The sequence below is a fragment of the Achromobacter piechaudii NBRC 102461 genome (assembly GCF_001571245.1).
Classification (GTDB): domain Bacteria; phylum Pseudomonadota; class Gammaproteobacteria; order Burkholderiales; family Burkholderiaceae_B; genus Achromobacter; species Achromobacter piechaudii.
Genome location: NZ_BCTK01000014.1, coordinates 58,351 through 84,751, shown reverse-complemented (window position 1 = coordinate 84,751; position 26,401 = coordinate 58,351). Strand labels below are relative to the sequence as shown.

Sequence of the window (26,401 nt, the reverse complement as noted above, 5' to 3'; positions counted from 1 at the left end):
AACAAGACGGCGTTTGCCAGATTACTCCAATTCAGCCGCTTCGCTGCAACAGCACATTCGCTGCAAGCAAGTGCCGCCCCCAAGCGAGGCCGCCGAGGATCCGGCTCCGCCGGTCCCGCGAGGCGCCCCCCTTGGGGGGGAGGCGCCCCCGGCGCCTCGGGGGGGGTATTACTTGGCCTCGACGTTACGCAAACGGATGTGCAATTCGCGCAACTGCTTTTCATCGACTTCGGACGGCGCTTGCGTCAGCAGATCCTGAGCGCGTTGCGTCTTCGGGAAGGCGATCACGTCGCGGATCGATTCAGCGCCGGTCATCATCGTGACGATACGGTCCAGGCCGAAAGCGATACCGCCGTGCGGAGGCGCGCCATATTGCAGCGCGTCCAGCAGGTAGCCGAACTTCTCCTGCGCTTCCTCGGCGCCGATCTTCAGCGCGCGGAACACCTTGCTCTGGACTTCTTCGCGGTGGATACGGACCGAGCCGCCGCCGATTTCCCAGCCGTTCAGCACCATGTCGTAAGCCTTGGCGAACGCCTTGCTGGGATCGGTTTCCAGGAAGTCTTCGTGGCCGTCCTTGGGGCTGGTGAACGGGTGGTGGGCGGCGGTGTAGCGGCCGTCTTCCTCGTCGTACTCGAACATCGGGAAGTCGACCACCCACAGCGGCTGCCAACCGGCTTCGAACAGGCCGGTCTTCTTGCCGAATTCGCTGTGGCCGATCTTCACGCGCAGCGCGCCGATGGCGTCGTTGACGACCTTCTCGCGATCCGCGCCGAAGAAAATGATGTCGCCATCTTGCGCGCCGGTGCGCTTGACCAGTTCGGCCAGCGCGGCGTCGTGCAGGTTCTTGACGATGGGCGATTGCAGGCCGTCACGGCCCTTGGCCACTTCGTTGACCTTGATGTAGGCCAGGCCCCTGGCGCCGTAGATGCCGACAAACTGCGTGTAGCCGTCGATCTCGCTACGCGACATTTCGGCACCGCCGGGCACGCGCAAGGCGACCACGCGGCTGCCGGGCGCCGTAGCGGCGGCGGCGAACACCTTGAAGTCCACATCGCGCATGACGTCGGTCATGTCGGTGAATTCCAGCTTCACGCGCAGGTCCGGCTTGTCCGAACCATAACGGCGCATCGCTTCGGTCCACGGCATGATGGGGAACGGCGAGGCCAGATCGACACCCTGCACCACCTTGAACACGTGGCGGATCAGGTTTTCGAAGATTTCGCGGATCTCGAATTCGTTCAGGAACGACGTTTCGCAGTCGATCTGGGTGAATTCGGGTTGGCGGTCAGCGCGCAGGTCTTCGTCGCGGAAGCACTTGGTGATCTGGTAGTAGCGGTCAAAACCCGACACCATCAGCATCTGCTTGAACAGCTGCGGCGATTGCGGCAGCGCGAAGAAGTGGCCGGCGTTCACACGCGAGGGCACCAGGTAGTCGCGCGCGCCTTCGGGCGTGCTCTTGGCCAGCATCGGCGTTTCGATGTCGATGAAGCCGAGCTGGTCCAGGAACTTGCGCGTTTCGATCGACACGCGGTAACGCAGCATCAGGTTGCGCTGCATTTGCGGGCGGCGCAGGTCCAGCACGCGGTGCGTCAGGCGGGTCGTTTCCGACAGGTTGTCGTCGTCAAGCTGGAACGGCGGAGTGACCGACGCGTTCAGGATTTCGACTTCCTTGCAGAGCACTTCGATTTCGCCCGAAGCCAGCTCGCTGTTGGCGGTGCCGGCCGGACGCTCGCGCACCAGGCCGGTGACGCGGACGCAGAATTCATTGCGCAGGCGCTCGGCGGTAGCGAAGGCGGCGTTGTCCGGATCGAACACGATCTGGGCCAGGCCCGCGCGGTCGCGCAAGTCGATGAAGATGACCCCGCCGTGGTCGCGGCGGCGGTTCACCCAGCCGTACAGGGTGACGGTCTGGCCGAGATGGTCACGGCAAACCTGGCCGGTGTAGCAGGTACGCATGCGGGATGACTCCGTTGTGTGCTTAGTTTGAGCGTAAGGGTTACGAATCGGCGCGCGGCGCGTCTTGCACGCCAGTCGCCGGAGAGAGCGGAGCCGGCCGATCCTCGGGCGCGAACGCCTGGGTCGGGGCGACCACGCCCATGGAAACGATGTACTTCAATGCCGCGTCCACGCTCATCTGAAGATCGATCGCGTCGGCGCGAGGCATCATCAAAAAAAAGCCGGACGTCGGATTCGGCGTCGTGGGCACATACACGCTGATGTGGTCGCCTGGCATCAGGCTGGCCACTTCACCGCTGGGCGTGCCGGTGACAAATGCGATGGTCCAGGAACCCGCGCGCGGATACTGCACCAGCACCGCACGGCGAAACGCCTGACCGTTGGGGGCCAGCACGGTATCGCTGACCTGCTTGACCGAGTTGTAGATGGAGCGCACCAGCGGAATGCGGCCCAGCAGGTTTTCCCACTGGTCCACCATGGTACGGCCGATCAGGTTGGCCGCAAACACGCCCGTCAACAGCACCACCACGATGACCAGGACGAAGCGGAAGCCGGGGATGTCGATGCCGAACAGCGATTCGGACGACAGAAAGCCAGGCACGAACCCTTCCAGGGTGGCGACCAGCAAACCCAGCACCCACACCGTGATGACCAGGGGAACCCAGATCAGCAGGCCGGTGATGAAGTACTTCTTGATCAGGCGCATCCGCATCGCGAGAGCTCTAGGTGGCGGCAGTACCGCCAGCAGGCGCCGACGGGGCGGCCGCCGGCGCAGCGGCCGCGGCAGGCGCAGCGGGTGCAGCCGGCGCGGCCGGGGCGGCGCTTTCCGACGGTGCAGCGGCGCCCGTGGCGGCAGCGCCCCCTGAACCATTGTTGCGGAAGTCTGTCACGTACCAGCCGGAACCCTTGAGCTGGAATCCAGCCGCGGTCACCTGCTTGGAAAACGTGCTTTGGCCGCATTCGGGGCAAACCGAAAGGGGCGCATCGGAAATCTTCTGCAAGACGTCTTTGGCGTGGCCGCAGGCGCTGCACTTATAGGCGTAGATGGGCATCAGGAGGCTCCCAGGCGCGCGCCCGGAAATTCAAAGCCGTCAATCGACAGACACGGGCGGTCCGGGACGACGGATGGGCAGGGCCGGAAAAAAATTCGGGAAAGTCTTGAATTTTAGCGGTTTTTCGTAAACCGTCGGTGTCCGGCGGCGCCCCGGGGGGCCAAGCCGCGTCGCCGGGGCGCCAGTCCCGGGGAAGTCGGCCGCTGCTAGACGGGAAGCAGGAACATGATGGCCGCGATCAGCGTGGGGCCCAGCGCGGACAGAAACAGGCGTCCGGACGAAATGCTGCCATCGGGAAAATGGTTTTTCAAGATGGCGAAACCGGCCGGATTGGGCGCATTGGCAATCACCGTCAGACCGCCGCCCGTCACCGCCCCGGCCACCAGCATGTAGCGCCAGGCCTCGTTGGTGCCTTCAACCAGCGAACCGAGGTAGGTCAGTGCGGCATTGTCCGTGATGGCCGTCAACGCAGTGGCGCCCCAGAACAGCACGAACGGCTCCAGCCCGCCCAGCAGGTCCTGCAACCACCATTTCTGCAAACCGCCCAGCACCACCAGGCCGGCCAGGAAGAAGCCCACCATCAGGCCTTCCTTGATCAGAAGGCGGTTCTGATGGCGCTTGTACGCTTCGGAAAAGCCGATGAACATCATCAGCAGGCCCAGGAAAATCGCGGGGTGATGCGCGGTCAGCACCACGGCCACCAGGAACAGCAGGTGCACCAGGATGACAATGGCCGGCACCGGCGGACGCGAATCCGCCCCGCCACGCGCGTCGACGCCGCCGCCCGTGCCAATGGAATGTTCCATCAGCGCCTTGCGGCAGATGAAGGTCAACAGCGCGGCGTTCAGGCAGACGGCAACCGCCGCGCGCCAGCCGAAGTGCTGCACCATGAAGGTCGTGTCCCAGCCGAAGGTGGACGCCACCATCAGCACCGGCGGTGCGGCGTAGGACGTCAGCACCCCGCCGATCGACACGTTCACGAACAGCACGCCCAGCGTCAGGTACTTGAAGCCGGCGCGGCCGCTGGTGCGGAAATAGGCATCGCGCAGCAGGATGGCGGCCAGCGTCATCGCGGCGGGCTCGGTGATGAACGAGCCGCCCAGCGGCACCAGGGCCATCACGACGAAGAAGGTGGCCAGCTCGCGCGGCAGTGGCAGCGCGCGCGCCACGATGCGAACCAGCAACCCCACCAGCTCCAGGATCGGGCGGCTGGCCGCGACCACCATGATGACGAAGACGAACAGCGGCTCGGTGAAGTTGCGCGTGTCCATGTAGCTGACCGCGCTGGCCGGCCCGGACAGCGCCGCCATGGTCACGATCAGCGCAAAGGCCCACACGCCGAACACGGCTTCGACTTCGGCGAACAGGTGCCAAAAGCCAGCGTGCGGTCCGCCACGATGCGCCAGACGGGCAAAAACGGGGACCGAAAAGGTATGAAGAACCGCCACGGCGAATAGAACAGTGGCGATGACTTCAATGGGCTGAGGCATAGGAACGACTTCCGGAATCAAGACTCACGCAGCGCGTGCATGGCGTCATGCGAACGCGGTCCGGCGCGGCTCGCCGAACAAGGGACGCAATATAACGCAGGCTTTTTTCCGTGTAACGCAGGGTCTACACCAAGTTGCGACCCGTGCCACCACCGGGTTCAGGAAATGGGCGCGGGCGGCTCCGCCCCCTGCTGCGCGGCCTTCATCTCCATCAGCAGGCTGTGCAGCATTTCGGTCGACAGCCCATGCAACACCAGCCGATAACCGGCGCGCAATGTCGACATCGGCACCAGCGGATGGCTGTTGTTGACCAGGATCAGATGCTGCGGCGCCCCCAGCAATTTCGCCGCATAGATGCCGATGGTCTCGTCCAGTTGCAGCGAATTGGCGGCGCGCCAGAAGTCGTTGTCGGTCAGCATCAGCTGGTACAGCGGCGTGAACAATTCGATGGCGCTTTGCAGGTCGAGGAAGTTCAGCTTGCCCTGCGGCATGTCTTCCAATTTCAGCGGTGGGTCCTCGATCATCGAAAAATCAACCGACGCCGGCGCATGCATTTCCACGCCCGCTTCGCGCAGCGCCTGGTTCAGGCGAATCACGAAGTTAAAGAGGTTCAGGTCGTGCTTGACGAACAATTCGTCTTTCAGATCATCGATCTCCAGCGGCTTGAGCGGCGTGGTCGTGATCGGCACGGGCGAATTGGCGGCGATGAACGCCAGCGCCTGCGCGCCCAGATGGAAGTGGCGCAGGATCAGCCAGTTGGCCTCGGGCGACACAAACCGCTTCAGGCCCCAGGCCAGGATGCGGTGCAGCAGTTTGGAATGCGACCAGCGGCGCGGCAGGAAGGTCTTGACCGCCTGAATCAAAATGATGAAGGCGCGCGCCAGCGGCCGCAGGAACGGCAGCAGGTACTGGCGCGACGCGCAGCTTGAATCGGTCAGCCAGGCCTTCTTCACCTTGTCCGGCAGCGGCGTGCTGCGGTCCAGGTACAGGGCCAGCCACGGGCTGGGGTCGGCCGGGTCGTGCGGTTTGGAGAGGAAATCCGGTTCCTTGCTCATGCGGCGTCGCCCTCCATCACGTGGTGGAACTGCATCAGGTACAAGGCAGCCGTGCGGCGCGCGGTGTCGACGATGCGTTGTTCGGCGCGGCCGTCTTCATCGCAGTCCAGCGCCAACTCCACCGCCGTCAACCAGCGCGCCAGATGGTTTTCATCGTTGTGGCCGTGGTATTCCAGGAAGCGGAACGCGTCGGGCGGCAGCTTCAGGCTGGCCTTGAGCAGCGGCAACAGCGCCGGCACGATCCGTTGGCCGGTGCCCTCGATGATGTAGATAGCGCCCAAGAGGCCGATCGGGTCGCGCGTGGCGGCCAGGCCATGCAGGTAAGCGTTCAGCGCCTCGCCGCCCGGGTTGCGGCGCAAGGCGTCGATGTTGTCCACCACGCCGCCGGCCGTGCGGTAGTCCTGGAAGAGAATCTGGAAATCGTTCTGTTCTTCGCCCGCGTGCATGTCGATCAGCGCGGCCAGGGGCGCGTATTGCTCGGTCAACGAGGCGGCGCCTTCGCGCATCCACTTGCTGCCTTCACGCACCTGCGGAATCCAGTTCTCCATCCAGTTCAGATAATCGGCCGTCTGGAATTCGCGGCGACGCAGCCGGCGCACGACGGGCGTGCGCCACACGCGCGAGCGGTAGTCATGCCAGATCGCGGCCAGCTCGGTCAGCAGTTGGCCCAGGCCCTGCGGGGCCATGTCGGGGTCATGCGGCGGCGCGATGGCGTCGGCGTCATCGCTTTGCGCATCTTCGCGCGGCGTTTGCGTTTGCGCGTGCGAGTGCGTGGACGTGGCGGCGGCAGGCGCATGCACCGCCTCGGCCTCCAGCAGCATGTAGGCCGCCATGAAGCGCCCGGATTCGGGGATGTAGCAGAAGATCTGCTCGCCCGGCTTGATCTCGCGCGTTTCCAGGAATTCGGCCAGCATGATGAGGATCGATGCCGCGCCCGTGTTGCCACGCCATGCCAGGTTGCTGAACCAGCGTTCGCGCGGGATCACCAGGCCCGCTTTCTCCATCAGATCTTCGACCACGGGGATGAATTTTTCCGACGAGTAATGGCACAGGAAATGGTCGACCTGGTCCGGGTCCAGCCACCCGTCGCGTACAAGCTTGGCGTATTCGTGGATGCCGATGTCGAACAGATGCGGCAACAGCCGGATGTCCTGGCGCAACGACAACGCGCCGTCGGCCTCGGCTTCGTTCCACGACGGATAGTCCAGATGGCCCTTCTGGCGGTCGGCCGACAGGCCCAGCTGCATGCACACGGGGTAATCGCCCGAGAACGAACGCTGATGCACCCACTTGAGCTTGAGCCTGACGCCTTGCGATGCGCCGGCCACCGCACGGCCCGTATTGCCCAGCAGCAGCGCGCCCGCGCCGTCCGACAACATCCAGCGCAGGAAATGCGCGTCAAAATCGGCGTCGTAGCCGCGCGCGGCAAAGCGCGAACGCTTGAACAGACGCGAGGGCAATTCGCTGGCCACGGCCAGCGCGCTGGCGTGACCGCCCATCTCGACGCCCTGCGCCGCCGCCTGGATCGCCGACACGCCCGCCGCGCAGATGCCATGCACCGACAGCGTTTCCATGGGCTGCGCGGCAAGCTCCCCCTGGATCATGTTGGCGAATCCCGGCATCAGCGCATCGCCGCCCGACGATCCGCTGGTCAGCATCGACACGGCGGCCAGGTCGGTGTCGCCACGTCGCAGGCAGTCGCGGATGGCGTTGGCGGCCAATTGGGCGTTGGTGAAGACCGTCTGCCCTTCCGGGTCTATGGCGTAGTAACGATGCTTGATGCCGTTCTCGGCCAGGATGCGGCCCTTGATGCGGCTCGACATCCGATTCAGCGGTGCGATGTAGTTGTCCATGGCGTCGTTGGACACGGGCTCGCCCGGCATGAAGTAGCCGGCGCTCTCCAGGTAGACACGGTTAAACGCGATAGGCATGTGACGGGTCTCGATGGGTAATGGATAAGGCGCTAGCGAACGTGCTCGGGCGCCATGGAAGAACGGCTGCGCAGGCGCGGCATGAAGATGCCAAGCACAAAGACGCGAGCCATATAGGGCACCAGCCCGCGCTCGTTCAGCGCCGGGTCGACGCGCGCGCGGTAGTGGTCGCGATGCAGCCGGGTCAGGTCGGACCAATGCGCGCGCGGGTGCTCATGATGCGCGGTGTGCAGGCCGATGTTGAACAGCAACGGGTTGACCAGCCCTTCAAAATTGCGCGCGTAGTTCAGTCCCGCGACATGGCGCGGCCCGCCGTCGGCATGCGCGTGCTGGAGATAATTGGTGGCCAGCAGCCAATGCAGGCCATGCAGTTGCGGCACGATCACGAACACCAGCGCCTTGACCGGGTTGACGGCCAGCAGCCCGCCCCACAACCCCAGCCACGCGCCGTATTGCGCCACGCTGTAGCGCCACGCGCCCGGCCAATGTCGGCGCAGGCGTCCCAGCCACGCGAAGAACATCGGATACAGCACCCAGCCCGCCTGGAACGGATGCAGCACATAGCCCCACAGGTGATTGGTGTCGCCCCCGAAACGATAGGTGCGGGCGGCGTCGCGCTCACCATGCTTGTAGCGATGATGATTGGCCACGTGCGCGGGATAGAACACGAAGGTCGGGTGCCCCTGCAACAGCGTGATCCAGAAATCGGTGGCGCGATTGGCCCAGCGGCCACGCCACATGCGGATGTGCGTGTGGTTGTGGTGGATGACGCCGATGCCCAATGTCAGGAACAGCATCAAGCCATACAGCGGCCACCAGAAGCCGTACACCCATTGCCAGGCCGCCAGCGCGGGCAGCGCAGCCAGGTAGGCCAGGCTTTGCCAATCGCGCCGGTTGCGCAGCGACGGCAGGCGGCGCCGGAGGTCAGGCCTTGCCGGCAACAGAGTCTCGGCGCTGGAACGCGTCCAGCTGTGGGGCCGCGGCCTCGGCTTTTAGGCGCGTGCGGAACAGGCGGTCCATGAACGTGAACTGGAAGCCGTAATTGCCGTTGTAGCAGGCGTGGTGCAGATGATGACGCCGGCTGGCGGCGAACCAATGCGCGTAGGACACCTTGGGAAAGAAATCGTAGTTGGCGTGGCCGATGCAGTTGAAGAACAGGCTGAACAGCGGCACCGAGGCCAGCGCCCAGAAGCTGAAATCATGCAGCACCATCGGCAGCATGATGACGTTGCCCAGCATCAGCGCTTCGATGGGGTGAAAGCTGTAGGTCGAGAACGGCGTGGTCACCACCGAGCGGTGATGCGGCAGGTGGAACCGTCGCAGCAGCTTCGTGTGCAGCAAGCGATGGTTGATCCAGAAATGGACGTCGTTCCAGGCCACCAGCACCAGGATTTCAACCACCACCTTCTGCCAGCTCGGGTCGGGATCCAGATGCGCCCAACCCAGTTGCAGCAAGCCCCACGGAAAAATCATGCCCGTGCCGAACAGCAGGATGGACAGCCCGGACTGCGCGAATTCGCGGCGTAGCTGTCCGGGACCCAAGGGGCGCGGGTCCAGCGGCCGGCCTATGCCCAGCGCCGGCAACACGTGCTGGGTCAGCAGCCAGGTCGCCGCGCCGAACACCAGATAGATGCCACCGAAGAACAGCAGCCCCGCCAGCATGACCTGCCAGGCGGACAAGGCTTCAAAAGCTTGAGCCATGAACGTGTTGTTTCACCCTGAAGAATGGCCGCATCATAAGCAATCCGTCAGCATCCCGGGAAGGCATTTACTACTAAATGAATCCGGGCACCACAAAAGTTCATGGATGGCTTTGCAAGGGCGCCCCAGCGCGGGCTATGGCTGCGGATACTGGCGGTTCAGGCCGGCGACGGCGGCGTCCAGGCGGGCGGCCAGTGCGGCGCTGGCAGTCGGCATGGGTTGCCGCAACTCTTCGGTCAGCAGGCCCTGGCGGCCCAGCTGCGCCTTCAGCGGGCCGGGGTTCGGCTCTTCGAAGGCCAGGCGGATCACGGGGGCCAGGGCGTGGAACAGCCGGCGCGCCTGGTCCAGTTGTTGGTTGCGGACCGCCCGGTACATCGCCACGAACAGGTCGGGCCGCAGATGCGCGGCGGCCGCGATCATGCCAGCGCCGCCCAGGCACAGCACGGACAAGGTCTGCAAGTCTTCGCCGGCCAGCACGTTCATCTGCCCATCCGCGATCAGCGCCAGCGTCTTGTCCAGCGACCCGCCGCAATCCTTGATGGCCGCCACGTTCGGATGGGCGGCCAGCGACAGCAAGGTGGATGTGTCCAGGGTAGTGCCCGTGCGGTACGGAATGTCGTAGAGCACCAGGGGGAAGCGCGAGGCATCGGCCAGGCGGCGGAAATAGGCGGCGGCCCCTTCCTGACCGGCCCGCACGTAGTACGGGGCGGGCGCCAGGATGCCGGCAAGCGGCCGGGTGCCGAAGGCCGACAGGCGCTGCAATACATGCCCCTGGTGGTTGCCCGCCAGGCCCATGATGACGGGCAGCCGCCCGGCTTCGGTCAAGACCGCGTCCAGCACCGCCAACTGTTCGGCGTCATCGAGCGAGGCGGCCTCGCCGGTGCTGCCGCAGACGACCAGCCCGTCCACGCCCGCAGAGGCATAGTGGCGCACCAGCCGGCGCAAGGCGCCGCCGTCGACCGCGCCGCCGGAAAACGGCGTCACCAACGGCACCCAGACGCCCTGGAAAACAGATTGTTGAATAGACATGAGAACACTCCTTCGATGTAGGCGGACCGTGGTTGGACCGTACAGAAGTGCTCGGGATATCAGAGGTGCGCGAGAGGCGCCAAAGCGCCGCCAGAAGGCCGCTGTTCCGTCGCCCATCTGACGGAACAGCATGCTCCGGTCAGATGAGCGGCTGTTTTTTGGATTTCAGGCCGACGGCAGCCAGCACCACGCACAGGGCGCGGAGGCAGGAAGCGGATTGGATGGCCTGAGAATTCATGAATGAAAAAACGCGCGTAAGCGGCGATGCGCAAATCTACCGGGCGGCCGTCTACGTGTCAACGGCGCGCGGCGCAGGCGACACGCAACGCCTTTAGCGCAGGCTGTCCAGGAACACCGCGCACAGGGCCTGCATGCCTTGGCGGTCGTCCTCGTCGAAGCGGTCGGGCACGGGGCTGTCTACGTCCCAGACGCCGATCAATTCGCCCTGATGCACCAGCGGCACCACGATTTCTGAACGCGAAGCCGCGTCGCAAGCGATGTGGCCGGGGAAGGCGTGCACGTCCGGCACCAGCTGCGTTTGCCGCTGGCTGGCGGCCGCGCCGCAGACGCCCCGGTTCAGCGGAATACGCACGCAGGCCGGCTTGCCCTGGAAGGGTCCGAGCACAAGCTCGACGCCATCGAAGAAATAAAAGCCGGCCCAGTTCAGATCGGGCAAGGCCTGATAGGCCAGCGCGCTGAGGTTGGCGGCGTTGGCAATGCGGTCGGGCTCGCCTTCAAGCAGCGCGCGGGCCTGCGCAACCAGCTCTTTGTACAGGGCGGACTTGGACTCGGCGACGATGGGAGCGGCTTCGAACATAGCGATAAATGTAACTGTACAGGCGGTTTTCGATGCAGGTGATTTTAGGGGTTCCGCGCGTTAAAGGGGCCGGGCTGCTACCGTATGGGACAATACTTTTTTACCGCAGTCCCCCTCACAAGCCTCTCCCTTTACCCTTCTTGATCAAGAAGCAATCCATGGACAAGCCTCTCGAACCTGCGTTTTCCTTTTCGGAACGCGCCCAGCAACTTACCAGCTCCGCCATCCGCGAGATCCTCAAGGTCACCGAGCGCCCCGAAGTCATTTCGTTCGCTGGCGGCCTGCCGGCGCCCGGTGGCTTCCCGGTAGAAGTGGTACGTGCTGCATTCGACAAGGTATTGGCCACCAACGGTCGCGCGGCCCTGCAATACGGCCCGACCGAAGGCTATGCGCCGCTGCGCCAATGGGTTGCCGATGACCTGAACCGCGCGGGCGCCAACGTCGCCGCCGATCAGATCCTGATCGTTTCGGGTTCGCAGCAAGCGCTGGATCTGCTGGGCAAGGTGCTGATCGACAAAGACAGCAAAGTGCTGGTCGAAGACCCCAGCTACCTGGGCGCGCTGCAATCGTTCAGCCTGTACCAGCCGAAGTTCGTGCCGGTGCCCACGGATGAAGGCGGCCTGGTCCCCGAAGCCATCACGCCGGAACTGGCTGACGGCGCACGCTTCTTGTACGCGCTGCCCAACTTCCAGAACCCCACGGGCCGCACGCTGAACCTGGAACGCCGCATCGCGCTGGTCAAGCGCGCCGCCGAACTGAACCTGGTCATCGTCGAAGACGACCCCTACGGTGAACTGCGCTACGCAGGCGAGCCGCAGCCGGGCCTGATCTCGCTGGCTGCTGAATACGGCGCCAACGTCGTGCGTCTGGGCACGTTCTCGAAGGTGCTGGCCCCCGGCCTGCGCCTGGGCTACATCGCCGCCGCACGCCCGCTGATCAACAAGCTGGTGCAGGCCAAGCAAGCCACCGACCTGCACACGCCCACGCTGACGCAGATGGCCGTCTACGAAATCGTCAAGGACGGCTTCCTGGAAGAACACCTGCCCAACGTGCGCGAAATCTACCGCGCTCAGGGCAGCTGCATGCTGGACGCCATCAAGCGCGAATTCCCGTCCACCGTCACCTGGACCAAGCCGGAAGGCGGCATGTTCATCTGGCTGACGCTGCCCGAACACATGGACAGCACCAAGCTGCTGGAAAAGGCCATCGCGCAAAACGTGGCCTTCGTGCCCGGCGCGCCGTTCTACAGCGGCGCGGGCAAGCAGAACACGCTGCGCCTGAGCTTTGCCACCGTGCCGGAAGACAAGATCCGCACCGGCATCGCCATCCTGGGCAAGCTGCTCAAGGAATACACGGCCTGAAAAAGCCGCGCTTGAACGCAGGTTGACCTTCGACGGCCGGGCGCAATGCCCGGCCGTTGTTTTATGCTGTCGGCTTTCCAGCCCAATTTCCGACCGTGACAGTGAGCGCCTCGCAACAACCTCCCGTCGATCTCAGCGACATCGTATTCACCGACTGGGTCGAACGCTGGCTTCCAAGATCCTGGCGGCCGTACGCCCGCCTGTGCCGGCTGGACCGGCCCATCGGTACGTGGCTGACGCTGCTGCCGGCCGTGGCCGCGCTGGTTCAGTCGGCGGGTGGCTTGCCTGACCTGCAACGGCTGATCGTCTTCTCGTTGGGCGCGCTGCTGATGCGCGGCATCGGCTGCACGGTCAATGACATGTGCGACCGCAACTTCGACAAGCACGTCGAACGCACGCGGTTCCGCCCGCTGACCAGCGGCCAGCTGTCGATGAAGAATGCCGTGTGGTTCCTGCTTGGCCAGTTGATGGTGTGCGGATCGCTGCTGTTTTTCCTGAACGAAATGAGCCGCTGGCTGGCCTTGGCGGTGCTGCCCTTTGTATTCATCTATCCGCTGTGCAAGCGCGTCACGTACTGGCCGCAAGTGGTGCTGGGCATCTGCTTTAACTGGGGCATGCTGATGGCCTGGTCCGACACGCAGAACGTCGTGCCGCTGGCCGCCATCGCCATGTGGCTGGGCGCGGTGCTCTGGCAGGTGGGCTACGACAGCATCTACGCCTATGTCGACGTGCGCGACGACCGCAGCCTGGGCCTGCACTCCACCGCGATGCGCTTTGGCGATCAAGGCAAGCTGTGGATCGGCGGTTTCTACGCCGCCACCATCTTGCTGTGGGCCTGGGGCGGCTACGCGATGGGCTTGTCGTGGGCGTACCAGGTGGGCATGGCGGCCGTCGCGGTGCATCTTGCCTGGCAGTTGAAGGTATTCGACATTCAGCGGCCCGACCGCAACTTCATGCTGTTCCGCGCCAACCTGTGGCTGGGCGCGCTGCTGGTCGCGGCAGCCTTGGCCGGCACGCTGATTTCCTGACCGGACGGAGCCGGGCGCCAGGCCCGGCGCATTGCCGCCACGACGGGATCGGGCGATCATGGCGGCACCGATACGCCTTACGGAGACACCGCATGCCCTCCTTTGTGAAATCCCTGGCCACCGCCGCCGCCGCTTGCGCCCTCTTCGGCGCGGCCCCGGTTCAGGCCGCCACCGATTGCTCGGCGCTGCGCGGCTGCGCCGCCAAGTTCTGCGAAATCGAAAACGACATTGCCGCCGCGCGTGCCCAGAACAACACCCGGCGCGAAGCCGGCTTGAAGAAAGCACTGGCCGAGGCCAAGGCGCATTGCACCGACAGCCGCCTGCAATCGCAACGCGAAGCCGACGTCCGCGAAAAGCAATCCAAGGTGTCCGAGCGCGAGCAAGAACTCAAACAAGCGCGCGCCAAGGGCAAGCAGGACAAGATCGACAAGGCGCAGCGCAAGCTGGAAGAAGCCCAGGCCGAATACAACGCGGCGCTGGTGGAACTGAATCGCTAGACGGTTCGAACCTTTCGCACCATGACTAGCCCCGGCCCCCCGGGGCTTTTTCATGGGTGAGCACTATCGCCCCGCATGCACCGCGACACCCCTGCGCAAGGTGTCACCCGAGCCATTCGACACCCAAGATGTCGTGTCACCAGATGGAAATATCACCACCTATGGCGTCATCTGGCGAGATGAGCGGTGATTAGTGCATATTTTGGAAAGATGTTTTCTAGGAATAAGGGTTTATCCCAGGGTTGTTTGAGCACAGAATGCATCTCATCGGGACACAGCAAGCGAACCCCAGCAATGACGCCAGAGGTTCGGATCCCAAGCTCACAACATACCGGAGGTCTGCTATGAAAACCCTTGCAACCGCATTGATGCTGTCCATGTCCGTCCTGGCCGCTGGCGCGCAAGCTGCCGAAGCCGACCAAGCTCCCACCCGCGCACAAGTTCAAGCCGAACTGCAACAAGCCAAGGTCTCGGGCCAGTACACGTTTGGTGAAGAAGGCTACCCCGCCCCCATCGCCCAGAAGTCCAGCCTGACCTCGCAACAAGTGCAAGCTGAACTCGCCCAGGCCAAGAACGCCGGCGAAGTCACCTTCGGCAATTTGGACTACCCGCCCGTCGCCGCTGCTGAACATGCCACGACGTTGAGCCGCGCCCAAGTCGAATCGCAACTGGCTCAAGCCAAGGCAGAAGGCCTGGTCACCTTCGGCAACATGGACTACCCGCCCGTGCGTGGCTGATCCATCGGCCTGAACAGGCTGCAAGCCATCGCAAACAAGCCCCCCGGCAAACGCCGGGGGGCTTTGTTTTTGACGATTCGACAGCTGATTAAGTCGTTTCGGCGTTAAGTTAAGCCGTTACGACACTTTTGATTCTACAAATCGACAGCACTCCCGCATAGGATGAGGCCACCCCCATCCCCCTCATTGCAGGAGCAGCACCATGTCCACGTCAGCCACCCGCCCCATCGTCTTGCTGGGCGCCGGAAAAATCGGATTTGCCATCGCCTTGATGCTTGAACGCAGCGGCGATTATTCGGTCCTGGTTGCCGACCAGGATCCCACCCGCCTGGGCGTGCTGGCCGAACTGGGTTGCGAGACGCGCCAGATCAGCGACGACGAGTCGGTCGCGCGCTGCATCGAAGGGGCCTACGCCGTCGTCAACGCCCTGCCGTTTCATCGGGCAACCGCCGTGGCGGGGCTTTGCGCGCGCGCCGGCGTGCATTATTTCGATCTGACCGAAGACGTCGCCAGCACCCATGCCATTCAAGCGTTGGCCGGCGATGCGCGCAGCGTCCTGATGCCGCAATGCGGTCTGGCCCCCGGCTTCATCGGCATCGTCGGTAACGCGTTGGCGCGCCGCTTCGACACCCTGCTGGATCTGCGCATGCGCGTGGGCGCCCTGCCGCGCTACCCCTCCAACAGCCTGCGCTACAACCTTACGTGGAGCACCGAGGGCCTCATCAACGAATACTGCAACCCTTGCGAAGCCATCGTCGACGGCCAACTGACCAGCGTGCCCGCGCTGGAAGGCTACGAAACTTTTGCGCTGGATGGGGTGGAATACGAGGCCTTCAACACCTCGGGCGGCCTGGGCACGCTGCCCGCGACGCTGCTGGGACGCGCGCGCAACGTGGATTACAAGTCGGTGCGTTACCCCGGCCACTGCAACATCATGAAGCTGCTGCTCAATGACCTGCGCCTGCGCGATCGCCGCGATCTGCTCAAGGATATTTTCGAGTCCGCCATCCCCACGACCGAGCAGGATGTCATCGTCATCCAGGCGTCGGCGTCCGGTCATCGCCACGGCCGGCTGGAAGAAGAGTCGTACCCCATCCGAGTGTTCGGCGCCGATGTCGACGGCCATCGCCTGAGCGCGATCCAGCTTTCCACGGCGGCGGGCATTTGCGCCGCGCTGGATCTGGTGGCGCAAGGCGTCTTGCCCCAAAAGGGTTTCGTGGGCCAGGAAGCGATTGATCTGGACGCATTGCTGAACAACCGCTTTGGCCGCATCTACGCAGGCAAGCCGCTGGCGTTGGCCGGCTGCGCCACCGCCGACCGCTAAGAGCCGGCGTCATCCCCGCGCGGCGCTACGTCCAGCCTTCCAGACGCAGCGTCGCGCGCACCAGCCGCTGTTCTTCCTGCTCGATGTCGGACAAGCTCTGACGCACGCTGTCCACGTGGTCGGCCGCGGCTTTGCGCGCCAGTTCAGGCTGGCGCCCCGTCACGGCATTGAACAGCCGCGTGTGCTGACGGTCGATCTGCCGCTTTTCCGGTTCGCGGTGGTAAAGGTTGTTCACGCACGCGAACACCGATCCCAGCAGCAGATCCGTCAGCGATTGCAGCGTGTGCACCAGCACCGGATTGTGCGAAGCCTCGCAGATCGCCAGATGAAACGCATGGTCCAGATGCGCATGCGTGGCCGTGTCGGTGGCCGTGCCCTGCGCGGCCACCATCTCGTCATAACGGCGCCTGATCATGATGAAGTCGGCTTCGGTGCCGCGAATGGCGGCAAGCCGGGCAGACTCGGCCTCTAGCAGCGACCGCACTTCCAACAGGTCATACAGCGTGCGCGGCTGCGAATTGAACAGATGCATCAACGGCCCCGCGTCCACCTTCGAGATGTGCGCCACGAAAGAGCCCTTGCCCTGCGAGGTATGGATGATTTCGCGGGCGCGCAACAGCTTGAGCCCTTCGCGCAACGCCGTGCGTGACACGCCCAGCTTTTCGGTCAACCGCCGCTCCGACGGCAAGGCCTGCCCCGCCTTGAGTACGCCGTCCAGAATCAGGCGCTCGATTCGTTCGGCGACTTCGTCCGCCACCTGGCGAGGTTTTTCTTCGATTTCCGCGTACATGCAATCTCCGCACCAGTGGTATGACCAAGCCGTTCGTGTGGTTTCGGCTGTCAGCCACGCCCCGGTAAGTGGCTGATATAAAACCATAAAAATCGGTCACCTGTCTTGTGGCGACGAAATAAACTGGTATGACCAGCTGGTTTTACGGTAGACATGGCAGCGGGTGCGAACGATGATGTCAGGACAGATTCGCCCGGCGCCCCGCGCCGGCCAGCCCTTCTTACCGCTAGAGACCCGCATGACTCAACGCATCCAGCAACACGGCCTGCAAGTGGCGGCCAATCTCAACCAATTCATCGAACAGGAAGCCTTGCCCGGCACCGGTCTGGATGCAGACAGTTTCTGGCAGGGCTTCGCGGCGCTGGTACACGACCTGGCGCCCAAGAACCGCACCCTTCTGGCCGAACGCGATCGCTTGCAGGCCGAACTGGACACCTGGCACCGCGCCAATCCCGGCCCCGTCGCCGACCCGGCCGCCTACCGCAAGTTTTTGGAAGGCATCGGCTATCTGTTGCCGCAACCGGCCACCGTGCAGGCCACCACCGAAAACGTCGACACTGAAATTTCCCAGCAGGCGGGCCCGCAACTCGTCGTGCCGATGTCCAATTCGCGCTACGCGCTGAACGCCGCGAACGCGCGCTGGGGCAGCCTGTACGACGCGCTGTATGGCACGGACGCCATCCCCGCCACGCCCGGGGACACCGGCAAGGGCTACAACCCCGAACGCGGCGCGGCGGTGATCGCGCGCGCCCGCAGCTTCCTGGACACGGCCGCCCCGCTGGCCAACGGTTCGCATGCCGACGCCCAGAGCTACACCATCGAAGGCGACCAGCTGCGCGTGAACCTCGCCAAGGGCGTCGTCACGGGCCTGAAATTCGGGTCGCAATTTGCCGGCTACCAAGGCGAGGCTTCGGGCCCCACGGCCATCCTGCTCAAGAACAACGGCCTGCATTTTGAAATCCAGATCGACCGCGCCAACGCCATCGGCAGCACCGACGCCGCCGGCGTGAAGGACGTGCTGGTTGAAGCCGCGCTGACCACCATCATGGACTGCGAAGATTCCGTCGCCGCTGTCGACGCGGAAGACAAGGTCCACATCTACCGCAATTGGCTGGGCCTGATGAAAGGCGACCTGACCGAAGACGTCACCAAGGCCGGCAAGACCTTCACCCGCAAGCTGAACGCCGACCGCCAGTACACGCGCCCGGACGGCGGCGCGCTGACCTTGCACGGCCGCTCGCTGATGTTTGTGCGAAACGTCGGCCACCTCATGACCAACCCCGCCATCCTTGATCGCGATGGCCAGGAAATCCCCGAAGGCATCCTGGATGCCGTCGTCACCAGCCTGGCGGCGCTGCACGATCGCACTGCCAAGCTGAATTCGCGCACGGGCTCGGTTTACATCGTGAAGCCCAAGATGCACGGGCCGGCCGAAGCGGCCTTCGCCAGCGAACTGTTCGATCGCGTCGAAGACCTGATCAAGGTGCCGCGCAACACCCTGAAAATGGGGATCATGGACGAAGAGCGTCGCACCAGCATCAACCTGAAAGCCTGCATTGGCGCGGCCGCCTCGCGCGTGGCTTTCATCAATACGGGCTTTCTGGATCGCACCGGCGACGAGATGCACTCCAGCATGGAAGCCGGCCCGATGCTGCGCAAGGGCGACATGAAGTCCACCGCCTGGATCACCGCCTACGAACGCAACAACGTGCTGGTCGGCCTGGACAGCGGCCTGCGCGGACGCGCCCAGATCGGCAAGGGCATGTGGGCCATGCCTGACCTGATGGCCGCCATGCTTGAACAGAAGATCGCGCACCCGAAGGCCGGCGCCAACACTGCCTGGGTCCCCTCGCCCACCGCCGCCACGCTGCACGCGCTGCACTACCACCAGGTTGACGTGCAAACGGTGCAAAAGGAATTGGAACGCACCAAGCTGGACAGCGTGCGCGACGATCTGTTGAGCGGTTTGTTGAGTGTTCCCGTTGGCGACCCGACCAAGTGGTCCGCCGAGGACATCCAGCAGGAACTGGACAACAACGTCCAGGGCATCCTCGGCTATGTGGTGCGCTGGATCGATCAAGGCGTGGGCTGCTCCAAGGTGCCGGACATCCACAACGTCGGCCTGATGGAAGACCGCGCCACGCTGCGCATTTCCAGCCAGCACATCGCCAACTGGCTGCGCCACGGCGTGACGAACAAGGACCAGGTCATGGAAACGTTCAAGCGCATGGCGAAGGTGGTCGACGGCCAGAACGCCGGCGACCCGCTCTACCAGCCCATGGCCGGCAACTTCGACACGTCGCTGGCCTTCAAGGCAGCATGCGCGCTGGTGTTCGAGGGCTTGACGCAGCCGAACGGCTATACCGAACCGCTGCTGCACAAGTACCGCCTGCAATTCAAAGCCGCCGCGCAGGCCTGACCGCCAGCCTGACAACCCGTCACGCATCGAACCGGGCAGCTGAGGCTGCCCGTTTTTTTTCGCCAAGGAATCTGCCACTTGTTTTCGCACGATCGTGCTAAAGTCCGTCCCATGACAGCCAGAACGGAAAAAAGCGAACTGACTTTCGCGGCCATCGTGGACGCGGCATTGGACCTGGCCGCCACTCAGGGCATGGAAAGCCTGTCGCTGGGCCAGATCGCCAAGCGGCTGGGCATCAGCAAGAGCGGCGTGTTTTCGCGCGTAGGGTCGCTGGAGGCCCTCCAACAGGCGGTACTGGACGAATACGACAGGCGCTTCGTGGCCGCTGTTTTTGCCCCGGCCATGGCGCATCCGCGCGGCCTGCCGCGCCTGAACGCGCTGGTCTCACTATGGGTGGAACGCGCCAGCAATGTCGAAATGGCGACGGGCTGCGTGTATGTGGCCGGCGCTTTCGAATACGACGACGTGGAATCTCCGCTGCGATCTCTGTTGGAACATAACCTGCGTCGGTGGCGCGCAGCCATGGTCCGCACGGTGCAACAGGCGCTGGAAGCCGGCCATCTGCGGCCGGACACGGATCCTGAGCAACTCGTTTTCGAGGTCTACAGCCTGATGATCGGCCTGATGCACGACGCACGCTTCCTGCGGGACCCCAAGGCGCCGGCGCGTGTCCGGGCGGCTTACGACCGGCTCATATCGACGTATCGCAGCTTCACGTACCTGGAATGACAAGCTTTGATTGATCCAGTCCGCCGGCATAGGCGGGCGCCTTTTTTTCCCTTATTTCGCACGGTCGTGCGAAATTAATCAGGAGTCCGTCATGTGGATCTCGATCGTCCTGGCCGTTTCAGCCATCATTGCCATTCTGTGGCGGCAATGGCGCGCCCTGCTCCGTCAATTACCCGACCGCGCCGAACATCTGGTGCTGTTCTAGTGAAGTTCCGCCATCCCGGTCTATATTCCGGTTTAGCCCAACCGAATCCCGTCATGCCGCGTTCCGTCCATCTTCTGATCGTCGATCCGCAGAACGATTTCTGCGACTTGCCCGAGTCCCATCTGCCGCGCGACCCGCTGACAGGCCAGGCCATGCAGCCCGCCTTGCCGGTGCCGGGCGCTCACGCCGACATGCAGCGGCTGGCATGCTTCATCGACGCCACCGCCCCCGCGCTGACCTCGATCACCGTGACGCTGGATTCGCATCACCGGCTGGACATCGCGCACCCCACGTTTTGGCATAACAGCGAGGGCGAGGCCGTCCCGCCCTTCACGACGATCACTTCTGCGCAACTGCGCGCGGGCCAATTCTTGCCGCGCCACGCTGACGACCTGCCGCGCACCATCACGTATCTGGACGAACTGGAAGCGCGCGGCCGCTACACGCTGATGGTGTGGCCCGTGCATTGCGAGATCGGCACCTGGGGGCACAACGTGCATCCCGACGTGCGCGCCGCCTACAACCGCTGGGAAGACGCCGGCCAGTTCATCGTGCGCAAGGTGCCCAAAGGCACCAACCCATGGACCGAGCACTACAGCGCGTTGATGGCCGAAGTGCCCGACGCCGACGACCCGCGCAGCCAGCTGAACCGAGCCCTGCTGGGATCTTTGGACCGCTCCGAGCTGATTTTGGTCGCCGGGGAAGCGGGAAGCCATTGCGTGCGCGCCACCGTCGAGCATCTGGCCGAACACCTGCCGGGGGGCAATCCTTCACGCATCGTCTTGCTGACCGACTGCATGAGCCCCGTCACGGGATTTGCCGACGCGCAGACCGCCTTCCTGCAACGCATGCGCGATCTGGGCATGCAGGAACGCACCAGCGTCGACATGGCTCGCGCGCTGCAACACTGAGCGCGCAATGACAACGGCCGCCTGCTGACGCCGGGCGGCCGTGATCGAAGCTTGTTGTTGCAGCCGCTCGGAAACGCACGCGGCTCCGACTGCTTGGGACGACTTTACGCGCTTGCCGCGGGCTTTGCCGCCTTGTCGCATTCCACATACAGCGCGCTGATGGCTTCGCACAACGCGGGTGGTTGCTGGAACAGCCGCGACACCAACAAGCAGCCTTGAACGGTAGCGAACACCGCGCGCCCAGCGGCCTCAGCCGTGCCGTTGAACTTCAGCGTGCCCTGCGCCGCGCCTTCCGCCAGCACGCGTGCCAGCCACGCTTCATGCGCTCGGAAAAAGCCTTGCAATGCACCCCGTACGCGCTCGGACAAGCTCATGATGTCGGCGGCCAACATGCCGCCCAGACAAAGCTCACCAGCGCCGCAAGCGCGCGTTTCCATCATCGACAGATACTGCTCCAGCTGCGCCTGCGCAGGCTGCGCGGTATCGATCGCACGGACGGCGCCAAGCGCGCGCGTGCTATAGGCTTCGACGGCTTCGTACAGCAGGTCGTCCTTGCCCGGAAAGTAGTAGTGGATGCTGGACGTCTTCACGCCCACATGCTCCGCCAGATCGCGGTAGCTGAACCCGTTGCATCCGCGCGTGCGAATGAGCTTCTCGGCATGCGCCAGAAGCAGGTCTCGGGTGGTGTTGGGGGTCGGGGTGTCCATGGCTGAATATTACCTACTAATAGGTCGGTCCGTCATCGGTGGCCGCCCTAATGGGGGATCGGGAGGTGGACCGGATCGCCCGTGCGAACCCCGGCCGGGAAACATCCCGCCCCCCGGGGTCCGCATGTGCCGGCATCCGATTAGCCTTGCACGGGCGGGTAGTCCAGTTCGCCGCTTTCGGTCAGGCCTTGCGCACGGGCAGCGGCCAGTTCCTGCTTGACCTGAGCGCGGGTCTTGTCGGCGCCGACGCTGGCAAACGCGGTGGCGGCGTAGCCTTCTTCGCCGGAAACCAATTCACCATTGGCGCGGGCGGCGGCCAGTTCTTGCTGTACTTGGGCACGGGTCACGGTGCTGGCGGTGTTCAGCGCGGGCGGGTAGTCCAGCTCGCCGGCTTGGGCGGCGCCAATGAAGGAAGCGGACAGGATCAGGGCGGATACGAGGGTCTTCATGGTGAAACTCCAATAGAAAGGGATGTTGCGTACGATTGAATTCGAGTGCTTGCGCTATCTATGACTAGATAGACAGTCGATGAAAAAATCAGCCTTGCACGGGCGGGTAGTCCAGTTCACCGCTTTCGGTCAGGCCTTGAGCACGGGCGGCAGCCAGTTCTTGCTTGACCTGAGCGCGGCTCTTGTCGGTACCGACGCTGGCAAACGCGGTGGCGGCGTAGCCTTCTTCGCCGGAAACCAATTCACCATTGGCGCGGGCGGCGGCCAGTTCTTGCTGCACTTGGGCACGGGTCACGGTGCTGGCGGTGTTCAGCGCGGGCGGGTAGTCCAGTTCGCCGGCTTGGGCGGCGCCAATGAACGAGGCGGACAGGATCAGGGCGGATACGAGGGTCTTCATGGTTGATCTCCAAAAAGCAATGTGAGGAATGCGTGGGTTCGATTAAGCTTCGGTGTTCTGAGCAGCTATCTACTTGTAGGTAGATGCCCAGGGAAATAAAAAAGCGGTCCTACTGTATTTCTGGTTGCGGCGTCAGCGGTGTTTGGTTTGCTGCGTCGATGGATGAATCTTACCTACTACTAGGTAGATAGCACAAGCGGGTTTTGTGAAACCAAATATTTCTTGGTGCGCATGCGCAACGGTGTGGGGACGAGCACTCGTGACTTCGACAACGCCAGCGATGCCATTGCGAACCAGGCCGCTTACCAAGCTCGGGGCGACGTGCCGTAGCGCGCCTTAAAGACCTTGCTGAAATGGCTGAGGCTTGAAAAGCCCACTTCCCCCGCCGCCTGCGTCACGCTCATGCCGGCTTGCAGCAAGTCCGATGCACGCTCCAGGCGCACGTCACTCAAGTACGCATGCACAGATCGGCCCATGCTTTCGCGCATGAGCTGTTGCAGACGCTTTTCGGACAGGCCCACCGACCGCGCCAGACGCCCCGGCGGCCAGTGCTCGGCGCAGCGATCGCGCAGCAGTTGGCAAGCGCGGTCGACACGCTGATCGACGCGAGCCATCGGCGCGGCCAGCGCGTCGGGCAGCGACAGCAGTTGGACGAAGGCCGACAGCATTTCCAGCGACTTCGCGCAATACCAAAGCCGTCGCGCCTCCGGGGCGGGCGGCGCATCGCCGATCAGGCCAAGCGCCAGCGTCAACAAGCTGGCGGGAGCATCCAGGCAAGCCACCAGCGACCCTTGCGAGGGCACGCTGACGTCGCGGTGAAAGCGCTTTTGCAACAGCGCGACGGGCATCGCGCCGCTAGCGCGCGCCAGCGCCTCGGGCGTGTACCGGATGTCGATCATTCTGACGCGGCGATTGGCCGGCAGGCGTGTGCCCCATCCGACCGCGTGCTCGTGGTTGAACAGCAGCGCAGCGCCCCCGGAAACCGTCAAAGGCTCGCCACCTTCCACCGCCAGCAAAGCTTCGCCCTCCAGCCACACCTGCATCCCGAACACGGGCGCGCCCGGCGCGGGAATCGTCAAGGCGCGTCGCGGGCAGCCGTCCAGCACCACCAGGCTGACGCCGTCGTCGACCCGCAGCACGCGCTCGATGACCGCTTCCCAGTCGTCCGTGTCGGGCACGGTAGGCAGCGTGCCCCGCCACCACTCGTGCCGCTTGGGCGGGGTGGTGCAGGGCTCGGGCACTGACAGAGTGGGCAGGGGCGCGGCGGCGCTGGCGGGCATAGAAATCGGGCGCAAAAACGGGGCAGCAGCAAAACCGTCAATCGGCGCCGAAAAAACGTCAGACAGCAAAAGCGAGATCTGAAATCATGCGACGCACAGAAATGATTCTTGTTAATTATAAATTGATCCAGGGGTAACACCGTGTCCTTTTCAGTCAAGCCGCTGCCGCTGGCGTTGCTGGCCGCCCTTGCGGCGTCCGCTGCCGCCACCGCGCAAACCGCCCAACCCGCTGCAAACGGGGTCACGACGCTGGCCCCCGTCGTGGTGCAGGGAGCGAACGACGCATCGCCGACCTCGGGCGCTGACTATGTGACCACGCGCAGCCGCTCCGGCACGAAGTCGGACGCCGCGCTGATCGACACGCCCCAGACCATCAACGTCATCACCCGCAGCGAGATGGACGAACGCGGCGTCACCTCGGTCGCCCAAGCCGTTCGCTACACCCCCGGCGTGTTCGCTCAATACGGCGACAGCGACGTGCGCTATGACTGGCTGACCGTGCGCGGCTTTACGCCTTCACGCTATCTGGACGGGCTGCTGCTGCCCTTTGGCGCACGTGGCTATTCGCAACCGCGCATCGACACCTACGGGCTGGAACGCATCGAAATCCTGAAAGGGCCGTCTTCGGGGCTGTACGGGCAAAGCGCGCCGGGCGGCCTGGTCAACATGACCAGCAAGCGTCCCACTGCTGAACCGTTCAACGAAGTGGTGTTGCAGGCGGGCAGCTTCAACCGTTTTCAGGGTGCGTTTGATTTCTCGGGCCCTGCCGACGAAGAGGGCAAGTTCCTGTACCGGTTGACCGGCACGCTGCGTGACAGCGACACGCAATACCAACACGTCGACGACGAACGCCAATTCATCGCCCCCAGCTTCACGTGGCGTCCGTCCTCCGACACCAGCCTGAACCTGAGCGCCCAGTATCAGAAGATCACGAGCCACGGCGGTGGCGGCGCCCCCGTGCTGCCGGTCATCGGCACATTGGAAAAGAGCGCCACCGCCGGCTACATCCCGCGCGACCGCTTCGTGGGAGAGCCGGGCTACGACATCTTCACCAACGAGCAAGCCATGATCGGCTACACGCTGGATCACCGGCTGAACGACACCTGGAGCCTGCGCCAAAGCGCCCGCTACACCAACGTCGACACCAACACGCGACGCGTGCAGATCGGCGCGATGGTGTCGGACACCCAAGCCATCCGCTATGCCTGGGCCTTTCCCGAAACCTCGCATACGTTCCAGATCGACAATCAGTTGAACGCCAAATTCAGCGCCGGCCCCACGCGCCATGACGTGACGTTCGGCCTGGATTACCTGCGCGAGAAGTCGCGCTACAACGAGAGCAGCCTTGGCCTGATGCTGCCGCCCGCCTCGCCGCTGTTCAACGTGTTCGACCCGGACTACGGCACGTCGGTGACCCGCCCCGCCACGGCCAACAAGATCAATATGACGCGCAGCCAGCTGGGCGTGTACGCGCAAGACCAGATCGAACTGGATCGCCTGCGTTTCACGTTCGCCGGGCGTTACGACTGGACCGAAGGCACCACCGACAATGGCGTCGCGGGCAGCGGCGGCCAATGGGGCTGGACGTCGCGCACATCCGATGCCGACCGCTTCACCGGCCGCGCGGGCGTGACCTATCGCTTTGACAACGGCATCGCGCCCTACTTCAGCTACTCGACATCGTTCCAGCCGATGACGGGCATCACGCGCGATGGCTCGCCGCTCAAGCCCACCACGGGCGAGCAATACGAAGCCGGCGTGAAGTATCAACCCGACGGGTACGACAGCTTCGTCACGCTGTCGGCCTTCCAGATCACGCAGAAGAACGTCAACACGCCCGATCCCGTCAACACCAGCTATGTCGTGCAGACGGGACAGGTACAGGTGCAGGGCCTTGAGCTGGAAGGCAAGGCCAGCTTCGACAACGGGCTGGACCTGACGATGTCCTACGCCCTGAGCGACAGCGAAATCACCAAGACCAACGTGGCCGCGCAGCGCGGCAACCAACTGATCTTCGTGCCGCGCCACCAGGCCGCGCTCTGGGCCGACTACACGCTGCGCAGCGGCCCGCTGCAAGGCGTGGGCCTGGGCGCCGGCGTCACCTACCGAGGCGGTTTCTACGGCGACTTGAACAACCGTTACGCCCTGCCCGCCGTCACGCTGGTGGACGCCGCCATCCGTTATGACCTGTCCCGCGTCAGCCCGTCGCTGGCGGGTGCTCAAGTTGCATTGAACGTGTCGAACCTGTTCGACAAGCGCTACGTCGCCAACTGCCTGGGCACGGCCGTCAGCTGCTACTGGGGCGCGGAACGCACGGTGATGGCGACCTTGCGATACCGCTGGTAAGCCGTCGCCCGGCCCTTTGGCAAAAGCCCCATCGGCATCGGGCGGGTGACCTGCGCAGACCCCTGGCGAAACGGTGTTCTTGAACCCGTGTCGCCACGCGGCTGCGCGGGTCGTTGACCTGGCATAAACGGCGCGCCTGAACGGCGCCGATCCCGGCAGGTCGATTCATTGTTCTGGCAATCGTGCATCT

Annotated in this window: 24 protein-coding genes; 9 read left to right on the top strand and 15 right to left on the bottom strand. The window is 64.1% G+C overall.

Going from position 1 to position 26,401, the window contains the following annotated elements:
* Positions 1-168 precede the first annotated feature (168 nt).
* The 10 genes from aspS to API01S_RS25055 all read right to left on the bottom strand — a co-directional run bounded on the left by aspS (position 169) and on the right by API01S_RS25055 (position 11,031).
* The gene (gene aspS / locus API01S_RS25100; protein WP_061306445.1) at positions 169-1,956 is read right to left on the bottom strand and encodes an aspartate--tRNA ligase; all 1,788 of its coding nucleotides are present in this window, start codon (positions 1,954-1,956) and stop codon (positions 169-171) included.
* A 40-nt stretch (positions 1,957-1,996) separates the two neighbouring features.
* Positions 1,997-2,662, bottom strand: a complete 666-nt coding sequence (locus tag API01S_RS25095; RefSeq protein ID WP_050728412.1) for a DUF502 domain-containing protein — start codon at positions 2,660-2,662, stop codon at positions 1,997-1,999.
* 16 nt (positions 2,663-2,678) lie between these two features.
* Positions 2,679-3,008 carry an FmdB family zinc ribbon protein gene (locus API01S_RS25090; protein ID WP_061306444.1) on the bottom strand — a complete coding sequence of 110 codons (330 nt, stop codon included), beginning with the start codon at positions 3,006-3,008 and terminating at the stop codon, positions 2,679-2,681.
* Between the two features lie 206 nt (positions 3,009-3,214).
* Positions 3,215-4,498: a putative Na+/H+ antiporter gene (locus API01S_RS25085; RefSeq protein ID WP_050728410.1), complete on the bottom strand. Its 1,284-nt coding sequence runs from the start codon at positions 4,496-4,498 to the stop codon at positions 3,215-3,217.
* Between the two features lie 158 nt (positions 4,499-4,656).
* Complete coding sequence (locus tag API01S_RS25080) at positions 4,657-5,553, bottom strand: DUF6999 family protein (RefSeq protein WP_050728409.1); 897 nt, start codon at positions 5,551-5,553, stop codon at positions 4,657-4,659.
* Positions 5,550-7,484 carry a StlD/DarB family beta-ketosynthase gene (locus API01S_RS25075; protein WP_061306443.1) on the bottom strand — a complete coding sequence of 645 codons (1,935 nt, stop codon included), beginning with the start codon at positions 7,482-7,484 and terminating at the stop codon, positions 5,550-5,552. Before API01S_RS25075 ends, API01S_RS25080 begins: the two co-directional genes overlap by 4 nt.
* A gap of 32 nt (positions 7,485-7,516) precedes the next feature.
* Positions 7,517-8,425 carry a fatty acid desaturase gene (locus API01S_RS25070; protein WP_006216461.1) on the bottom strand — a complete coding sequence of 303 codons (909 nt, stop codon included), beginning with the start codon at positions 8,423-8,425 and terminating at the stop codon, positions 7,517-7,519.
* A complete protein-coding gene (locus API01S_RS25065) occupies positions 8,409-9,185 on the bottom strand; it encodes a sterol desaturase family protein (protein WP_061306442.1) in 777 nt (258 codons plus the stop codon). The genes API01S_RS25070 and API01S_RS25065 overlap by 17 nt, the downstream gene beginning before the upstream one ends.
* 135 nt (positions 9,186-9,320) lie before the next feature.
* Positions 9,321-10,214, bottom strand: a complete 894-nt coding sequence (dapA, locus tag API01S_RS25060; protein WP_050728405.1) for a 4-hydroxy-tetrahydrodipicolinate synthase — start codon at positions 10,212-10,214, stop codon at positions 9,321-9,323.
* 331 nt (positions 10,215-10,545) lie between these two features.
* The gene (locus API01S_RS25055) at positions 10,546-11,031 is read right to left on the bottom strand and encodes a GAF domain-containing protein (RefSeq protein WP_006216464.1); all 486 of its coding nucleotides are present in this window, start codon (positions 11,029-11,031) and stop codon (positions 10,546-10,548) included.
* Positions 11,032-11,189: 158 nt separating this feature from the next.
* Here API01S_RS25055 and API01S_RS25050 point away from each other — a divergent pair, with 158 nt between their 5' ends.
* From API01S_RS25050 to API01S_RS25030, 5 genes are all read left to right on the top strand, one after another.
* A complete protein-coding gene (locus tag API01S_RS25050) occupies positions 11,190-12,392 on the top strand; it encodes an aminotransferase-like domain-containing protein (protein ID WP_039883716.1) in 1,203 nt (400 codons plus the stop codon).
* 101 nt (positions 12,393-12,493) lie between these two features.
* Positions 12,494-13,420 carry a 4-hydroxybenzoate octaprenyltransferase gene (gene ubiA / locus API01S_RS25045; RefSeq protein WP_061306441.1) on the top strand — a complete coding sequence of 309 codons (927 nt, stop codon included), beginning with the start codon at positions 12,494-12,496 and terminating at the stop codon, positions 13,418-13,420.
* 92 nt (positions 13,421-13,512) lie between these two features.
* On the top strand, positions 13,513-13,917 hold the full coding sequence (locus API01S_RS25040) for a DUF1090 domain-containing protein (protein WP_006216467.1): 405 nt from the start codon (positions 13,513-13,515) through the stop codon (positions 13,915-13,917).
* A 344-nt stretch (positions 13,918-14,261) separates the two neighbouring features.
* Positions 14,262-14,654, top strand: a complete 393-nt coding sequence (locus API01S_RS25035) for a DUF4148 domain-containing protein (RefSeq protein WP_006216468.1) — start codon at positions 14,262-14,264, stop codon at positions 14,652-14,654.
* 202 nt (positions 14,655-14,856) lie between these two features.
* Entirely contained in the window at positions 14,857-15,978 is a 1,122-nt protein-coding gene (locus API01S_RS25030) for a saccharopine dehydrogenase family protein (protein ID WP_061306440.1), read from the top strand.
* Between the two features lie 25 nt (positions 15,979-16,003).
* Here API01S_RS25030 and glcC read toward each other — a convergent pair whose 3' ends face one another.
* Positions 16,004-16,768 carry a transcriptional regulator GlcC gene (gene glcC, locus API01S_RS25025; protein ID WP_050728404.1) on the bottom strand — a complete coding sequence of 255 codons (765 nt, stop codon included), beginning with the start codon at positions 16,766-16,768 and terminating at the stop codon, positions 16,004-16,006.
* Positions 16,769-17,006: 238 nt separating this feature from the next.
* On the opposite strand from glcC, the gene API01S_RS25020 reads away from it, so the two are divergent.
* From API01S_RS25020 to API01S_RS25010, 3 genes are all read left to right on the top strand, one after another.
* On the top strand, positions 17,007-19,187 hold the full coding sequence (locus API01S_RS25020) for a malate synthase G (protein WP_061306439.1): 2,181 nt from the start codon (positions 17,007-17,009) through the stop codon (positions 19,185-19,187).
* Positions 19,188-19,298: 111 nt separating this feature from the next.
* Positions 19,299-19,916, top strand: a complete 618-nt coding sequence (locus API01S_RS25015) for a TetR/AcrR family transcriptional regulator (protein WP_061306520.1) — start codon at positions 19,299-19,301, stop codon at positions 19,914-19,916.
* 258 nt (positions 19,917-20,174) lie between these two features.
* Positions 20,175-21,032 (top strand): cysteine hydrolase family protein, encoded by an 858-nt coding sequence (locus API01S_RS25010; protein WP_061306438.1) that lies wholly within the window; start codon positions 20,175-20,177, stop codon positions 21,030-21,032.
* 104 nt (positions 21,033-21,136) lie between these two features.
* Here the strand turns inward: API01S_RS25010 and API01S_RS25005 are convergent, their stop codons facing one another.
* The 4 genes from API01S_RS25005 to API01S_RS24990 all read right to left on the bottom strand — a co-directional run bounded on the left by API01S_RS25005 (position 21,137) and on the right by API01S_RS24990 (position 23,865).
* Positions 21,137-21,739 (bottom strand): TetR/AcrR family transcriptional regulator, encoded by a 603-nt coding sequence (locus API01S_RS25005; protein ID WP_006216477.1) that lies wholly within the window; start codon positions 21,737-21,739, stop codon positions 21,137-21,139.
* A gap of 140 nt (positions 21,740-21,879) precedes the next feature.
* The gene (locus tag API01S_RS25000) at positions 21,880-22,188 is read right to left on the bottom strand and encodes a DUF4148 domain-containing protein (RefSeq protein ID WP_050728401.1); all 309 of its coding nucleotides are present in this window, start codon (positions 22,186-22,188) and stop codon (positions 21,880-21,882) included.
* Between the two features lie 88 nt (positions 22,189-22,276).
* A complete protein-coding gene (locus API01S_RS24995) occupies positions 22,277-22,585 on the bottom strand; it encodes a DUF4148 domain-containing protein (RefSeq protein WP_050728400.1) in 309 nt (102 codons plus the stop codon).
* Between the two features lie 302 nt (positions 22,586-22,887).
* Positions 22,888-23,865, bottom strand: a complete 978-nt coding sequence (locus API01S_RS24990) for a helix-turn-helix transcriptional regulator (protein ID WP_061306437.1) — start codon at positions 23,863-23,865, stop codon at positions 22,888-22,890.
* Positions 23,866-24,006: 141 nt separating this feature from the next.
* Here API01S_RS24990 and API01S_RS24985 point away from each other — a divergent pair, with 141 nt between their 5' ends.
* Entirely contained in the window at positions 24,007-26,211 is a 2,205-nt protein-coding gene (locus API01S_RS24985) for a TonB-dependent siderophore receptor (protein WP_050728398.1), read from the top strand.
* The last annotated feature ends 190 nt before the right edge of the window (positions 26,212-26,401 follow it).

What these genes read in the sequence shown, in the direction of transcription:
- API01S_RS24995 (WP_050728400.1), bottom strand. Translation starts at nt 22,585, where the DNA reads ATGAAGACCCTCGTATCCGCCCTGATCCTGTCCGCCTCGTTCATTGGC.
- API01S_RS25020 (WP_061306439.1), top strand. Translation starts at nt 17,007, where the DNA reads ATGACTCAACGCATCCAGCAACACGGCCTGCAAGTGGCGGCCAATCTC.
- aspS (WP_061306445.1), bottom strand. Translation starts at nt 1,956, where the DNA reads ATGCGTACCTGCTACACCGGCCAGGTTTGCCGTGACCATCTCGGCCAG.
- API01S_RS25055 (WP_006216464.1), bottom strand. Translation starts at nt 11,031, where the DNA reads ATGTTCGAAGCCGCTCCCATCGTCGCCGAGTCCAAGTCCGCCCTGTAC.
- API01S_RS25000 (WP_050728401.1), bottom strand. Translation starts at nt 22,188, where the DNA reads ATGAAGACCCTCGTATCCGCCCTGATCCTGTCCGCTTCCTTCATTGGC.
- API01S_RS25090 (WP_061306444.1), bottom strand. Translation starts at nt 3,008, where the DNA reads ATGCCCATCTACGCCTATAAGTGCAGCGCCTGCGGCCACGCCAAAGAC.
- API01S_RS25095 (WP_050728412.1), bottom strand. Translation starts at nt 2,662, where the DNA reads ATGCGCCTGATCAAGAAGTACTTCATCACCGGCCTGCTGATCTGGGTT.
- API01S_RS25080 (WP_050728409.1), bottom strand. Translation starts at nt 5,553, where the DNA reads ATGAGCAAGGAACCGGATTTCCTCTCCAAACCGCACGACCCGGCCGAC.
- API01S_RS25085 (WP_050728410.1), bottom strand. Translation starts at nt 4,498, where the DNA reads ATGCCTCAGCCCATTGAAGTCATCGCCACTGTTCTATTCGCCGTGGCG.
- API01S_RS25035 (WP_006216468.1), top strand. Translation starts at nt 14,262, where the DNA reads ATGAAAACCCTTGCAACCGCATTGATGCTGTCCATGTCCGTCCTGGCC.
- API01S_RS25030 (WP_061306440.1), top strand. Translation starts at nt 14,857, where the DNA reads ATGTCCACGTCAGCCACCCGCCCCATCGTCTTGCTGGGCGCCGGAAAA.
- API01S_RS25040 (WP_006216467.1), top strand. Translation starts at nt 13,513, where the DNA reads ATGCCCTCCTTTGTGAAATCCCTGGCCACCGCCGCCGCCGCTTGCGCC.
- dapA (WP_050728405.1), bottom strand. Translation starts at nt 10,214, where the DNA reads ATGTCTATTCAACAATCTGTTTTCCAGGGCGTCTGGGTGCCGTTGGTG.
- API01S_RS25005 (WP_006216477.1), bottom strand. Translation starts at nt 21,739, where the DNA reads ATGGACACCCCGACCCCCAACACCACCCGAGACCTGCTTCTGGCGCAT.
- API01S_RS25050 (WP_039883716.1), top strand. Translation starts at nt 11,190, where the DNA reads ATGGACAAGCCTCTCGAACCTGCGTTTTCCTTTTCGGAACGCGCCCAG.
- API01S_RS25075 (WP_061306443.1), bottom strand. Translation starts at nt 7,484, where the DNA reads ATGCCTATCGCGTTTAACCGTGTCTACCTGGAGAGCGCCGGCTACTTC.
- API01S_RS25065 (WP_061306442.1), bottom strand. Translation starts at nt 9,185, where the DNA reads ATGGCTCAAGCTTTTGAAGCCTTGTCCGCCTGGCAGGTCATGCTGGCG.
- API01S_RS25010 (WP_061306438.1), top strand. Translation starts at nt 20,175, where the DNA reads ATGCCGCGTTCCGTCCATCTTCTGATCGTCGATCCGCAGAACGATTTC.
- API01S_RS24990 (WP_061306437.1), bottom strand. Translation starts at nt 23,865, where the DNA reads ATGCCCGCCAGCGCCGCCGCGCCCCTGCCCACTCTGTCAGTGCCCGAG.
- glcC (WP_050728404.1), bottom strand. Translation starts at nt 16,768, where the DNA reads ATGTACGCGGAAATCGAAGAAAAACCTCGCCAGGTGGCGGACGAAGTC.
- API01S_RS25015 (WP_061306520.1), top strand. Translation starts at nt 19,299, where the DNA reads ATGACAGCCAGAACGGAAAAAAGCGAACTGACTTTCGCGGCCATCGTG.